At 57.0% G+C, this 14,167-nt stretch carries 11 protein-coding genes; 9 read left to right on the forward strand and 2 right to left on the reverse strand.

The window, feature by feature from the left end; all coding sequences use genetic code 11:
• Nucleotides 1-3: 3 nt before the first annotated feature.
• Genes NWP14_RS12905 through NWP14_RS12915 form a run of 3 tightly spaced genes read left to right on the forward strand, consistent with a single transcriptional unit; the run spans nucleotide 4 to nucleotide 3,601 of the window.
• On the forward strand, nucleotides 4-1,509 hold the full coding sequence (locus tag NWP14_RS12905; RefSeq protein WP_375215436.1) for a sugar ABC transporter ATP-binding protein: 1,506 nt from the start codon (nucleotides 4-6) through the stop codon (nucleotides 1,507-1,509).
• 19 nt (nucleotides 1,510-1,528) lie between these two features.
• Nucleotides 1,529-2,545 carry an ABC transporter permease gene (locus NWP14_RS12910; RefSeq protein ID WP_331834621.1) on the forward strand — a complete coding sequence of 339 codons (1,017 nt, stop codon included), beginning with the start codon at nucleotides 1,529-1,531 and terminating at the stop codon, nucleotides 2,543-2,545.
• A gap of 12 nt (nucleotides 2,546-2,557) precedes the next feature.
• Complete coding sequence (locus NWP14_RS12915; RefSeq protein ID WP_375215437.1) at nucleotides 2,558-3,601, forward strand: zinc-binding dehydrogenase; 1,044 nt, start codon at nucleotides 2,558-2,560, stop codon at nucleotides 3,599-3,601.
• Between the two features lie 80 nt (nucleotides 3,602-3,681).
• On the opposite strand, the gene NWP14_RS12920 is transcribed toward NWP14_RS12915, so the two are convergent.
• Nucleotides 3,682-4,710 carry an aldo/keto reductase gene (locus NWP14_RS12920; RefSeq protein ID WP_095100993.1) on the reverse strand — a complete coding sequence of 343 codons (1,029 nt, stop codon included), beginning with the start codon at nucleotides 4,708-4,710 and terminating at the stop codon, nucleotides 3,682-3,684.
• 182 nt (nucleotides 4,711-4,892) lie between these two features.
• Between NWP14_RS12920 and NWP14_RS12925 the strand changes: the two genes are divergently transcribed.
• On the forward strand, nucleotides 4,893-6,401 hold the full coding sequence (locus NWP14_RS12925) for a CoA-transferase (protein WP_331834624.1): 1,509 nt from the start codon (nucleotides 4,893-4,895) through the stop codon (nucleotides 6,399-6,401).
• A 21-nt stretch (nucleotides 6,402-6,422) separates the two neighbouring features.
• Here NWP14_RS12925 and NWP14_RS12930 read toward each other — a convergent pair whose 3' ends face one another.
• Nucleotides 6,423-7,067: a TetR/AcrR family transcriptional regulator gene (locus tag NWP14_RS12930; RefSeq protein WP_076945629.1), complete on the reverse strand. Its 645-nt coding sequence runs from the start codon at nucleotides 7,065-7,067 to the stop codon at nucleotides 6,423-6,425.
• 331 nt (nucleotides 7,068-7,398) lie between these two features.
• Between NWP14_RS12930 and NWP14_RS12935 the strand changes: the two genes are divergently transcribed.
• The 5 genes from NWP14_RS12935 to NWP14_RS12955 all read left to right on the forward strand — a co-directional run bounded on the left by NWP14_RS12935 (nucleotide 7,399) and on the right by NWP14_RS12955 (nucleotide 14,002).
• Complete coding sequence (locus NWP14_RS12935) at nucleotides 7,399-8,916, forward strand: aldehyde dehydrogenase family protein (protein ID WP_095100989.1); 1,518 nt, start codon at nucleotides 7,399-7,401, stop codon at nucleotides 8,914-8,916.
• A gap of 20 nt (nucleotides 8,917-8,936) precedes the next feature.
• Nucleotides 8,937-10,523 carry an FAD-dependent oxidoreductase gene (locus NWP14_RS12940; protein WP_331834627.1) on the forward strand — a complete coding sequence of 529 codons (1,587 nt, stop codon included), beginning with the start codon at nucleotides 8,937-8,939 and terminating at the stop codon, nucleotides 10,521-10,523.
• A 112-nt stretch (nucleotides 10,524-10,635) separates the two neighbouring features.
• Nucleotides 10,636-11,385 carry an electron transfer flavoprotein subunit beta/FixA family protein gene (locus NWP14_RS12945; RefSeq protein WP_095100985.1) on the forward strand — a complete coding sequence of 250 codons (750 nt, stop codon included), beginning with the start codon at nucleotides 10,636-10,638 and terminating at the stop codon, nucleotides 11,383-11,385.
• Between the two features lies 1 nt (nucleotide 11,386).
• Nucleotides 11,387-12,316: an electron transfer flavoprotein subunit alpha/FixB family protein gene (locus NWP14_RS12950; protein ID WP_095100983.1), complete on the forward strand. Its 930-nt coding sequence runs from the start codon at nucleotides 11,387-11,389 to the stop codon at nucleotides 12,314-12,316.
• Between the two features lie 24 nt (nucleotides 12,317-12,340).
• Nucleotides 12,341-14,002: an electron transfer flavoprotein-ubiquinone oxidoreductase gene (locus NWP14_RS12955; RefSeq protein ID WP_375215438.1), complete on the forward strand. Its 1,662-nt coding sequence runs from the start codon at nucleotides 12,341-12,343 to the stop codon at nucleotides 14,000-14,002.
• The last annotated feature ends 165 nt before the right edge of the window (nucleotides 14,003-14,167 follow it).

The following is a 14,167-nucleotide window of genomic DNA, read 5'->3' on the forward strand; positions in this document are numbered from 1 at the left end:
ATTATGCTTGAATTCAAAAATGTTGGTAAATCGTTCCCGGGCGTTCTGGCCTTACAGAATATAAATCTGCAAATTAATCCCGGCGAAATTGTCGGATTAGTCGGCGAAAACGGCGCCGGGAAATCGACGCTGATGAAAATAATTTACGGCGCCTATCAGCATGATAAAGGTGAAGTGCTGATTAACGGTCAGCCGGTGGTATTTCGCTCGCCACGCGACGCCATGATGCAGGGTATCGGGATGGTATTTCAGGAGCAGTCGCTGATTTCCAACCTCAGCGTGATGGAAAATATATTCCTCGGCTTTGAACAACCGTTTAAAAAGCTGGGCGTTATCAACTGGAAAAAAATGGCGGCGGCGGCCAGAAAGCAGCTGGCGAAAGTCAAACTGGATATCGATCCGCAAACAATGACCGCCGAGCTTTCCTTTACCCAACGTCAGCTGGTGGAGCTGGCGAAGGTTTTAACCCTTGAGGAGAGAAGCAGCGGCCAATTAATTATCCTGCTCGACGAGCCGACTTCGGTCCTGCCGGCCCAGGAGATAGAGCTGCTGTTTGAGCTGGTCAGGGAGCTGAAAAGCCGGGCCTCTTTTATTTTCGTTTCGCATCGCCTCGATGAAGTGATGGCGCTGTCCGACCGCATCTACGTGATGAAGGATGGGCAGGTTATGGATATGCTCACCCGCGACCGCTTCGACGTGGTGAATATTCAGCGCCAGATGGTCGGCCGGGATATCGATGAACGCTATTATCGCGAGCATCGTAAGCACCGAATTAACAAAGAGACGACCTTGGTCGAATTAAAAAATATTTCGCTGCCGGGCCATTATAAAAACGTCTCCCTGTCGCTACACGCCGGCGAAGTGCTGGCGCTGGTCGGAACCGATGGCGCGGGTACCGAAGAAATCATCCGCTCGATCTTCGGATTGATGCAGCCGGAACGGGGAGAAGTGATCCTCAACGGCAGAGCGGTACGCAAATTTAGCCCCACCCACAGCATCGCCGAGGGAGTGGGATATATTCCTCGCGAGCGCAAAATCGAGGGCATCGTCGAAGGCATGTCGGTGGTGGAAAATATTACCCTCGCCAACCTGCAGGACTATTCCAGCGGCGGACTGCTGCAGGTCCATCACGAGCGCAGGCTGGCAAACGAGTGGGTTAAAAAGCTGTCGATTAAAACCGCCAGTATTGATACGCAATGCGGCAAGCTTTCCGGCGGCAATCAGCAAAAAGTAGTGCTGTCGAAATGGCGGACCGCTGAGGCGAAAATCATCCTGCTTGACCACCCTACCCGCGGCCTCGATATCGGTGCCAAAGAGGATGTCTATGACTTAGTACGCGACTTCACCGATGAGCAGTGCGGCGTGATTCTGATCGCCGACTCTCTGGAGGAGGCTATCGGCCTCGCCCACACCATCGCTATTTTTAAGGACGGCCGACTGATGCATCAGTTTACCGGCTGCGAAGAGAAGCGCCCGGAGCAATATGAATTATTGCAGCATTTCGTCTAGGTTATTAAGGCCCATCTCCATGAAAATCATCCGTTCTGACTCATTAGCAGTGCCGACAAATAATAATAGCGGTAGCCCGACGCGGCCGCCGTTAACCGGGCGTGAAAAAATCACCCGCTATTTACCGATACTCACCCTGGCGGTATTAGTGGCCTTGGTCAGCCTCTATAACCCGGATTTTCTTAAACCCGACAATATATTCCAGCTGCTGCAGGACGCTTCGACGCTGTTTATTATGGCGATCGGCATGACCTTTGTGATTTATATCGGCGGAATAGATTTATCCGCCCAGTCGATTGCCAGCATGTCGACGGTCGTACTGGTCATTCTGCTATCGCAAATTGGCGTGCTGGCTATTCCGCTGACGCTGGCGATCGGCGCGCTGTTCGGCGCGGCTTCCGGCTGGGTGCATACCCGCTTTAAAATATCATCATTCATTACTACCCTCGCCGTGGGGGGGATCGCCTACGCTACCGGACAGGTTATTTCCGGACAGCGGGCGTTTTATATTCCTGGGGATATTCGCAGCCAGACGGTTGGCTGGATGACCGCCACCGTCTTTACGCTGCCGGCGGAAATCATCATCGCCGCCGTACTGCTGCTGCTGGCGCTGCTGATGGAAAGACGCACCGCGCTGGGGCGCCATATGAAGGCGGTTGGCGCAGGGGAATCCGCCGCGCTCGCCAGCGGCGTGAAGGTGGTTAAGGTGAAGATCCTCACCTTTGCCATCGCCGGAGCGTTCGCCGCCGCCGCCGGGGTGCTGCTGGCGACCCGTCTGTCCGGCGCATCGCCGACGATGGCCGATCAGTTCCTGCTACCGGCGATTGTCGCGGTGCTGTTAGGCGGCACGCCGCTGACCGGCGGCGTGGGCGGCGTAGTGAGCACGCTTATCGGCACTCTCATCGTCGCCGTCATTCGTACCAGTATGACCTACCTGAACGTTGAAGCGCAGGCGCAGCAGATCTTCTTCGGGGCGCTGATGATCGCGGCCATTGCGATGACCATCGATCGTTCCAAAATTTCTACCGTTAAATAACCGGAGCCGGCCATGATCCCCAAATTAATGAAAGCGGCGGTGCTTACCGCCGCCAAAAAATTCGAAATACGCCAGGTCCCGGTCCCCGAATACGGGGATGACGAGGTCCTCATTCGCGTCAGCCAGTGTTCGATCTGCGGCACGGATATCCATATCTATAACGGCCACTATGCCCAGGATAAGCTACCGTTAATTCCCGGCCACGAGTTTAGCGGTGAAATTGTTGCCGTTGGCCCTCGCGTCGCGACCCTGACGCCGGGCCAGCGGGTGGTCGCCGATATCAATATCAGCTGCGGCCACTGCTATTATTGCCGGCGCAACGAGCTGCTCAACTGCCCGGAGATCCGCCAGCTCGGCATTCACACCCACGGGGCCTTTGCGCAGTACGTGGCCGTGCCGGCCCGCCTGGTGATTCCTCTCAGCGACGAGGTTACGGATAGCATTGCCTGTCTGACCGAGCCGTTCTCCTGCGTGGTTCGCGCCGGTAAAAAAATCGGCCTCAGCGTGGCGGAGTCGGTGGTGGTCATCGGCGCCGGCCCGGTGGGCAATATGCATATTCAGATGGCGCGCCTGCTGGGGGCCGCGCCGATTATTGCCGTAGAGCTGAATCCGCAGCGCGCCGAGCTCGCCGGGCAGTGCGGAGCGGATAGCGTCATCACCGACCCCGAACGCGCGCTGGAGCAAATAAAGATGCTCACCCAGGGCCGCGGCGCCGACGTGGTCATCGAAAGCGTCGGCCATCCCGAGCTGTACAAACAGGCGCTGACGTTTATGCGCCCCGGCGGACGGCTGCTGGCCTTTGGTTTAACCGACGGCGAAACCGCCATCGCCATCAGGCCGCTGGAGATTATTTTAAAAGAACAAAGGATTCAGGGCAGCGTAGCCGGGATGGGCGAAGACATGCACCAGGCGCTACATCTGTTGCAGCATCAACGTTTTATCACCGCGCCCTTTTGCCAGTCCATCCATCCGCTGGAGGATATTCAGCAGGTTTTCACCTCCCTGCTCGCGCAGCCGCAGTATTTGAAAGTCCAGCTGCGCATCGCGCAGGAATGAGGCCTTAGCGACGCGGATAAGGCCGCAAGGATCAAAAAAGGTGCTCATCAGGAGCACCTTTTTTATTCTGCAATCTTCACTCAGGCCTTGCGGTCTGCCGGGGTGGGCGCGCCTTCATCCAGCAGCCCCTGTTGTTGCAGCGTACGCCAGAAATCATCCGGGATCGGCGCGGCAATCCACTCCAGGCAGTTCTCAAGCTGCGCCACCGTGCGGGTGCCGGGAATGATGGTGGGCACCGCCGGGTGAGCCAGGACAAACTGTAGCGCGGCCGCCGGCAGGCTAACCTGATAATCGCGGCAGACGTTTTCAATTTTGCTGACCTTTTCCAGAACCGGCTGGCCGGCCGGGCCGTAGTTGTATTTCGCGTTCTCAACCGCCCCGGTCGCCAGAATTCCGCTGTTGAATCCCCCGCCGATCACCACCGCCGCATTGCGCTCCTCGCACAGCGGCAGAAACGCTTTTAACGCCTCCTGTTCCAGCAGCGTGTAGCGCCCGGCCAGCAGGAAACAGTCGAAGTCGGCCTCCTGCAGCGCCGCATGGCAAACTTCCCATTCATTGACGCCCATGCCGACGGCTTTAATCACCCCTTCATCACGCAGCTGCGCCAGCGCGCGCCACGCGCCGTCCATCGCCTGGCGAAAATAGTGCGGCTGCTTATCGCCGTGGGTATAAACATCACAGTCGTGAATAAAAGCGATATCGATATGCTCCAGCCCCGTGCGCTGCAGGCTGTCTTCAATCGAACGCATGGTAGCAGAGTAAGAGTAATCAAAAATCGCCTCAAACGGCAGCGGATTGACCCATGCCCCGGAATCAATTTCAGCGCGCTTTTTCGGCTTCAGCAGGCGGCCGACCTTGCTGGAGAGCACGTACTCATCGCGCGGATACCAGCGCAGGCCGTGGCCAATCCTCGCTTCGCTCAGGCCATGTCCGTACAACGGCGCCGTATCAAAATAGCGCAGGCCGCTGTTCCACGCCTGATGGATCATGTTTTCCGACTCCTGCTCGCTGATGGGGCGAAAAATATTGCCAATCGGCGCTGCGCCGTAGCCCATTGCGGTGACCTGAATATTTGTACGACCAAACGCATTCTTCTGTGATGGAACCATGCCAGCCCTCCTGCAGATTGATGATTTAATTAACTAACAAGATAGTTATATCAAAACGAATGTTGTGAAAATGTTACCTGGATAACAAAGCGTCATCAATTACGTTGATCCTTCATTTTTTTTCTGCAATTGTAACTAACTAGTTAGTTTATTTATCACCGAATACAACGAGGATAACGAGAATGCACGGCAAACTGAAAAGCGTCGATGACGCAGTGGCTTTGATTAAAGACAACTCCACCGTTGCCTTCACCGGCTCAGGCGGCGGGCTGCTGGAGTCCGACTACGTCATGGCGGCCATCGCGACGCGCTATCGTGAGACCGGGCATCCGCGGAATCTGACCCTGATTCATGCCTTAGGTATTGGCGACGGCAAGGGGTCCGGTCTTGGGCGGCTGGCCATTCCGGGCCTCATCAAACGGATCATCGGCGGGCACTGGTCGTGGTCATCCGAGCTGCAAAAAATGGCCCGCAACAATGAGATAGAAGCCTACTGCTTGCCCACCGGCATCATCATGACGCTGTATCGCGAAAGCGGCGCCGGGCGCCCGGGAGTCATTTCCAGCGTCGGGCTGGGGACCTTTGTCGACCCGCTGATTAGCGGTGGAAAATGCAACGACATCACCTGCGAAAATATCGTTTCGCGCATTGAGCTCGACGGGAAAACCTGGCTGCACTACAAGCCTTTTAAAGTTGATGTCGCGGTGATTCACGGTTCACAGGCGGATGCGGTGGCGAATATCTCCACCAGCGAAGAGCCGGCGGATCTGGATACGTATGCCGTCGCTTTAGCCGCGCATAACAACGGCGGCATGGTCATCGCCCAGGTGAAATCCACCACTCCTGAGCACTTTGTCCCGGCCCGAAAGGTGACCGTACCCGGCGTAATGATCGACCATATCGTTGAATGTCCGACGCAGTGGCAAAGCTATCTTGCCGAATACGATCCGGCCCTCTCCGGCCAGCTCGCCCCGCCGGATGAGCACCCGCTCGACGCGCCGGCAGAGGGCATTCGCCGCCTGATTTCTGGGCTGGCGGTACGGGAGCTGAAGCCGAATATGCGGGTCAATTACGGCTTCGGTATCCCCGGCGGGATCTCCGCTATGGCGGAGAAATCGCTGGTAGACTCCTGCTGGCAGATGGTGGAACAGGGCATTCACAACGGCCAGCTTCTCGACGGCGCGCTGTTCGGCGCGGCAAAGTATCCGCACGCCATCGTCAGTTCGCTCGATCAGTTCGATCTGTTTTGCGGCGGCGGGCTCGATATCACCTTCCTCGGCATGGGAGAGATGGACGCGGAAGGCAACGTTAACGTTTCTCAGCTTGGCGACACGATCGTCGGGCCGGGCGGTTTTATTGATATTACCTGCGGCGCCAAAAAGGTGGTTTTCTGCGGCACCTTCGAAGCGAAAGGTTTACAGGTGTGCCAGCAGGGAGAGCAGTTACAAATCGAGTCTCACGGGCAAATTCCCAAGCTGGTGCAAAAGGTACGCCATATCACCTTCAGCGGGCCGGAAGCCATAAAACGCGGGCAGGAGGTGCTGTACGTCACAGAGCGCGCCATTTTCAGGCTGACGGAAGACGGCGTTGAGCTGGTCGCGGTGGTCAGCGGGGTTGACCTCGAACGGGATATTTTGCAGCGCATGCAGTTCTGCCCGAAAGTCGATCGCCCCGCCATTGTTGCTCTTTGAATCGTGAGGGTAATGCGGGTATCAGGGCTGTAATATCCGCATTATCGTTTCGACGTTGAAATCAAGGCGCTGCTGAAGGGAATCAGCGTCCATGAAATTACGATCGAACAGAATGGCGCCGGTATATTTATTATTAAAGTAATAGTAGTTAACCGCCGCAATGGTAATCACCAGCTGCTCAGGATCGACGCCGGCCCTGAACACGCCCTGCTCCACGCCGCGCTGAAGAATATTCTCCATCAGGGCAACCATCGATTTTTGCGCTGATTTGATCGCCACCGACTTTTTCAGATGCACGGCGCGATGCAGGTTTTCACTGTTGACCAGCGTCAGAAATTCCGGATTTTTCAGGTAGTAGTTCCAGGTAAAGCGGACCAGCGCTTCAACCGCCTCTTGCGGCTCCAGCTTTTCAAGATTTAATTTTTTTTCCGCCGCACGAATATCGAGGTAGGAGTCTTCAACAACTTTCTGGAAAAGCTGCTCCTTACTACCAAAGTAGTGATAAATCATGCGTTTATTTGACTTTGCTTTTTCAGCGACAACGTCAATGCGCGCCCCGCCGAGTCCCTTTTGCGCAAACTCTCGTTTCGCGGCTTTGAGGATCCGATTTTGTGTCGCAATAGGGTCACGGACCTGCACTGTTTTTTCAGAAGCTGATTTAGTCATTACATCGTTTTGGTTGCGGATCTGGCTGATGATTAATCCTTACTCATTGGAGGAAATCAAGAAAAATTTTTGGCTGTTCTCCTTTCTGCTAGCCGCTTAACAATTTCATTACAAGGGCTGGCGTTTCCTTATCCAATCGAAAAACAGCGTGCTAACATATGTAACCATATAGTTATATATATAATACATAAATCTTTTAAAACATCAAGTTAAACGCAAACAAACCCAACTCATCCTGTCAGCACTCATCACGTTGAGGGCAGGATGACAACGATCACACACCGGCTCTTACCGTGCGGTAAGAAATGCTATGAACGATGGGAAGAGAATTATGAGTAATACATTTCGCCCTGTAGACGTTAACCACGCTTTGCTGCCCGAAAAAGCACGCGAGTTTCAGATGTTCATCAATGGCAAATGGACCGCAGGCCACGGCAGCGAAAACTTTGTGCGTAAAAGCCCGGCTCACGATATTGTCGTCAGCAGCTATCCTGCCGGCACCGCTGAAGACGTTGATGATGCGGTAAAGGCGGCCAGAGAAGCCTTTGACTGCGGGAAGTGGTCGCGTATTAGCGGCGCGGCGCGGGCGGCAGTACTGCTGAAAACCGCGCAGCTGATCCGCGAGAAGCTGGACGAGCTGGCGCTGCTGGAAACGCTTGAAACCGGTAAACCGATCGCCCAGTCCCGGGGAGAAATCCAGGGGGCGGCGGATATCTGGGAATATGCCGCAGGTCTGGCGCGCAGCGTCAAGGGCGACAGCTTTAATAACCTCGGCGACAGCATGCTGGGTCTGGTGACCCGCGAACCCATCGGCGTCGTCGGCGTCATCACCCCGTGGAACTTTCCTTTCTTTATCGGCGCGGAACGCTACCCCTACATTCTGGCGGCGGGCTGTACGCTGGTGGCGAAAGCCGCTGAGATCACCTCCGGCACGACCCTGCTGCTGGCCGGCATTCTTCAAGAAGCGGGCCTGCCCGACGGCGTATTTAACGTCGTCACCGGCAGCGGCTCGATAGTCGGTCAACATCTTACCGAACATGCCGACGTTGATATGGTTTCCTTCACCGGCTCTACCGCCGTCGGCCAGATGGCGCTGCACGCTTCGGCAAAAAACATTAAGCGTCTTGGGCTGGAGCTGGGCGGCAAGAACCCGCAGGTGGTATTTGCCGATGCCGATATCGACGCCGCGCTGGACGGTACGCTGTTTGGTTTCCTGTTTAATACCGGCCAGTGCTGCGTCAGCGGCAGCCGCCTGCTGGTTGAGCGTTCAATCCATAAGGATTTCTGCCAGAAGCTGGTTGAGCGCGCGCGAAGAGTGCGCAGCGGCGATCCGCTGGATGAAAGTACCCAGATTGGCGCGATTATCACCGAAAAGCACTACCAGACCGTGCTCAGCTATATTGCACAGGGCAAAAATGAGGGCGCAACGCTACTCACCGGCGGCAGCGCGGTTAACGCCGGCTGCGGGCTGTTTATCGAACCGACTATTTTCGATGATGTGACGCCGGAGATGACGATTTTCCGCGAAGAGATCTTCGGCCCGGTACTCTGCGTCACCCCGTTCGACAGCTATGAAGAAGCTATCAGAATTGCCAACGATACCTGCTACGGGCTGGCTGCCAGCATCTGGACCTCGAACCTCGATCATGCGGTGCAGGGATTCCGCGATCTTAAAGCGGGCAGGCTGTGGGTGAATACCACTATTGCCGGCGGTCCTGAACTGCCTTCAGGCGGATTTAAGCAATCCGGCATCGGACGCGAAAGCGGCAGCTATGGTCTGGATGAATATACCGAAATTAAATCCGTGCATATCCAGTTGGGCAAGCGCGCCAAATGGCTCGCTGAATGATTTTTGGCAGAGGATCAGACATGTACGACTACATTATTATCGGCGGCGGTTCGGCGGGCAGCGTCCTTGCCTCGCGCTTAAGTGAAAATAGCCACTGTAAAGTGCTGCTGGTTGAGGCTGGTCCAAAGGACAGCAACCCCTACATCCACTTGCCGGTCGGTTTTAGCAAACTCACCTCCGGGCCGCTGACCTGGGGCTATAAAACGGTGCCCCAGCCCCAGCTGGGCAATCGTGAGCTGCTGTTTGCCCAAGGGCGGGTACTGGGCGGCGGTAGCTCTATCAACGCAGAGGTGTTCACCCGCGGCACCCCAGCGGACTACGACCGCTGGGCGGCGGATGAGGGCTGCGACGGCTGGTCATTTGCCGATATCCAGCGCTATTTTATTAAATCCGAGGATAACGATACCTTTTCAAACGCCTGGCACGGCGTCGGCGGTCCGCTCGGCGTCTCCAGCCCGGTCAGCGCTAACCTGATGAGTAAAACCTTCAGTAAAGCCTGCCAGCAGGCGGGATTGCCCTACAACCCTGATTTCAACGGCGCCACCCAGGCCGGCTGCGGCCTGTATCAGACCACCACCCGCCATGCCCGCCGCTGCTCCGCGGCGGTGGGATATCTGAAGGACGCGAGCCGGCGCAGCAATCTCACCATTAAGACCGGCTGCCATATTTCCCGGCTGATTATCGATAACCAGCGCGCCGTCGGCGTGGAGATTTACCAGGATGGCAAGCAGCAGCGGCTGCATGCCAGCTGCGAAGTTATCGTCAGCGCCGGGGCGATCGGCTCGCCTAAACTGCTGCAGCTTTCGGGAATTGGCGCGGCGGATGAACTGACCAAAAAAGGGATTACGGTCGCGGCCGACCTGCCGGGCGTGGGCGAAAACCTGCAGGACCACGTGGGCATCGATCTGATATTTGAGCTCGGCAACGCCCTGAGCTATGACAAGTACAAAAAGACGCACTGGATGATGTGGGCGGGGCTGGAGTATCTGCTGTTCCGCAAAGGTCCGGTATGTTCGAATATCGTCGAAGGCGGAGCATTCTGGTACGCCGATAAGCAGTCGATAAATCCGGATACCCAAATTCACTTCCTGGCCGGAGCCGGCGTGGAAGCCGGTATCGAACCGGTGCCGTCCGGCTCCGGCGTGACGATTAATAGCTATTTCCTGCGTCCGCGCAGCCGCGGCCGGGTCGCTTTACGCACGGCGAACGCCAGCGACGCCCCGCTTATCGATCCGAACTATCTCAGCGATCCTTACGATATGAAAATGACGATCGAAGGCTGCAAGCTGATGCGCGATATCATGCAGCAAAGCGCCTTCTCGCCGTATATTCGCCGCGAGCATATGCCGGGACACGAAGCGCAAAGTGATAAAGATCTGGAAGAGTACATTCGCCGGTTTGCGCGCACCTGCTATCACCCGGTCGGCACCTGCAAAATGGGCGTCGATGAGCTGTCGGTCGTCGATACTCAGCTGCGCGTTCGCGGCATTGAAGGGCTGCGCGTGGTGGACTCGTCGGTGATGCCAAGCCTGGTCAGCTCTAACACCAATGCCCCCACCATCATGATTGCCGAGAAAGCCAGCGATCTGATTATCGCGTCGCACTGATCACAAATTGCTGCCCATGTTTCTGCTCATGGGCAAAAATCGATTGAATAAATAACTAAATAGTTATTTACTTAAAGCGAGATGAACAGAGAAAACATTCCGAGAGGTCACGATGAAAGTTCTCGTCCCCGTTAAACGCGTTGTCGATCATAACGTTAAAATCCGCGTCAAAAGCGATGGCAGCCAGGTTGATCTGACCAACGCGAAAATGGCGCTCAACCCGTTCTGCGAAATTGCGGTTGAAGAAGCCATTCGCCTGAAAGAGCTCGGCATCGCCAGCGAAATTGTGGTGGTAACCATCGGTGATGACGCGGCCCAGGAGCAGCTGCGCAGCGCCCTGGCAATGGGGGCCGATCGCGGGCTGCTCATCACCGCCGGCCAGTCCCTCGAACCGCTCAATCTGGCAAAACTGCTGGCGAAAGTCGTCGCGCAGGAACAGCCGTCGCTGATCCTGATGGGGAAACAGTCCATTGACGGCGACAACAACCAGACCGGGCAAATGCTCGCCGCGCTGTGCGGCTACCCGCAGGGAACCTTTGCCGCTGAACTACGCATTGAGGATGGTCAGGCCATCGTCACCCGTGAAATTGACGGCGGCCTGCAGATTGTTTCGCTGACGCTGCCGGCGATTATCACCACCGACCTGCGTCTTAACCAGCCGCGCTATACCTCCCTGCCCAACATGATGAAGGCCAAAAAGAAGCCGCTCGCTATCCTGCCGGTAGAGGAGTTCGGCCTTGAATTACGCCCGCATACGGCGCTGTTACGGGTCGAGGCCCCGCCAGCGCGCGAGGCCGGCGTGCGTGTCGAAAGCGTCGATGAACTGCTGAACAAGCTCAAAAACGAAGCGAAGGTGATTTGATATGGCGACTTTACTCCTTGTTGAACATGATAATAACCAGCTCAACGCGGTAACCTATAACGCGGTGAGCGCCGCCCGGGAGCTGGGCGGCGAGATTACGCTGCTGGTGGCGGGCGAAAAATGCCGTACGGTCGCGGAACAGGCGGCGCGCATTGAAGGCGTGACGAAGGTGCTGCTCGCCGACGATAGCGTCTTTAAAAACCAGCTGGCCGAAAACGTCGCCGCGCTGATCTTCTCCCTGCGCGAGGGTTACAGCCACATCCTTGCCGCCGCCACCTCAAACGGCAAAAACATCCTGCCGCGCGTGGCGGCCCTCGCCGACGTCGCACAAATCTCCGACGTGATTGCGGTGGTCAGCGCCAGCGTGTTCAAACGCCCCATCTATGCGGGCAGCGCCATCGCCACCGTCGAGAGTCTCGACCCGCTGACGGTGCTGACCCTGCGCGTCTCGAGCTTTCCAGCGGCGCAAAAAAGCGAATCCTCCGCGCCGATTGAGCACATCAGCCGCGTCGATAATCCACCGGTTTCTCGCTTCATTCATGAAGAGCTGGCGCAATCGGACCGCCCTCAGCTTTCCACCGCCCGCGTGGTGGTCTCCGGCGGTCGCGCGCTGGGCAGCCGCGAAAACTTTGCGCTGATCGCACAGCTTGCCGACAAACTGCACGGCGCCGTCGGCGCATCGCGCGCGGCGGTCGACGCCGGGATGGTCGCCAACGATCTGCAGGTCGGGCAGACAGGCAAAATTGTCGCGCCGGAGCTCTACATCGCGGTGGGCATTTCCGGCGCGATTCAGCACCTGGCGGGAATGAGTAATGCCAAGGTCATCGTGGCCATCAACAGCGACGAAGAGGCGCCCATTTTCAAAATCGCCGACTACAGCCTGGTGGGCGATCTGTTCGAGATTGTGCCGCAGCTGGTGGCGAAACTCTGATGAGCAAGGGGCAGGCAACGAAAGATGGAGGTTATGGTGGAACGTGAAACGATGGAATTTGACGTCCTCATCGTCGGTGGCGGTCCTGCCGGGCTGTCGGCAGCCTGCCGGCTGATGCAGATGGCGCAGCAGGAACAGCGCCCGCTGAGCGTTTGCGTCATTGAAAAAGGCGCCGAGATTGGGGCGCATATTCTTTCCGGGGCGCTTTTCGAACCCCGGGCGCTCAAGGAGCTTTTTCCCGACTGGCAGTCGCTCGGCGCGCCGCTCGCGACTCCGGTAACGCAAGATGAGCTCTTGCTGCTGCGCGATGGCGAAAAAGCGTGGAAGATCCCGGCGGTTTTTATCCCTGCCCCGATGCATAACGCCGGTAATTACGTCATTAGCCTGGGGGATTTTTGCCGCTGGCTGGCCCGCCAGGCAGAGTCGCTGGGGGTGGATATTTTCCCCGGTTTTGCCGCCGCCAGCATCCTGTACGACGATGCGGGCGCCGTCGCCGGTATCACCACCGGCGATATGGGCGTCAATGCCGAAGGGCAAGAGAAGCCGGGCTTTACGCCAGGCATGAACCTGCTGGCGAAATATACCCTTTTTGCCGAAGGCTGCCGCGGCCATCTCGGCAAACAGCTGATCGCCCGCTATCAGCTTGATGCCGGCCGCGATCCGCAACACTACGCGTTGGGGATAAAAGAGCTGTGGGAGATCGCCCCGCAAAAAAGCCGGCCCGGAGAGGTTATCCACGCCTCCGGCTGGCCGCTGAGCGAAGGCGCGTCGGGAGGAAGCTTTCTGTACCATACGGGGAATAATCAGGTTGTCGTCGGGCTGATTGTCGATCTTAACTACCGCAACCCTTATTTAAGTCCGTTCGATGAGTTTCAGCGCATGAAGCATCACCCGGCCTTTAGCCAAACCCTCAGCGGCGGAAAGCGTCTCTGCTACGGCGCGCGCGCCATCACCAAAGGGGGCATCAATGCGCTACCCAAAATGCATTTTCCCGGCGGGCTGCTGATTGGCTGCGATGCGGGAACGCTCAACTTCGCCAAGATTAAGGGCAGCCACACGGCGATGAAAAGCGGCATGCTGGCCGCCGAATCGGTCTATCAGGCGCTGGTACAAGCCCCCGATGAGAAACGGGAGCTGGATGATTTCGCGCAGGCGTTTAGCGAATCATGGCTGGGGGAAGAGCTGCGGCAGTCGCGTAACTTCGGTCCGCTGCTGCACCGTTTTGGTACGCTGGCAGGCGGGGCACTTAACTATATCGATCAGAACTGGTTTAAAGGAAAGCTGCCGTTCACGCTGCACGACCGCAGGGCGGATCACCTGCAGCTGAATACGGCCGAACGCAGCACGCCCATTAGCTATCCGAAGCCGGATAACCAGCTGAGCTTTGATAAGCCCTCTTCCGTGTATCTGGCAAATACGTCCCACGATGAAGATCAGCCCTGCCATCTCAAGCTCAAAGACGCCGAACTGTCGGTGCGGGAAACGCTGCCGCGTTTTGCCGAGCCGGCGCAGCGTTATTGCCCGGCGGGCGTTTATGAAATTATCGCCCCGGAGGGAAAGCCCAGATTACAGATTAACGCGCAGAACTGCGTGCACTGTAAAACCTGCGACATCAAAGACCCGTTGCAGAATATCCTCTGGACGGTGCCCGAAGGAGGCAGCGGCCCCAACTACCCGAATATGTGATCTGTTCCCCACCCCGGCAGCGCCGGGGTTTTCTTTGCCTCCGCTCGGCCTCCCCCATCGCATATGCCGGGGTCATGGGGCGGGCGAAACGCTTCTCCGTACCCTTCACCCGCAGCGGGTATGGGAAAAACGTCGGATTCACCATTTACCTGCATCATGCCAGCC

The sequence above is a fragment of the Klebsiella sp. C349492 genome, assembly GCF_042055345.1.
In the GTDB taxonomy this organism is placed as follows: Bacteria; Pseudomonadota; Gammaproteobacteria; order Enterobacterales; family Enterobacteriaceae; genus Klebsiella; species Klebsiella scottii.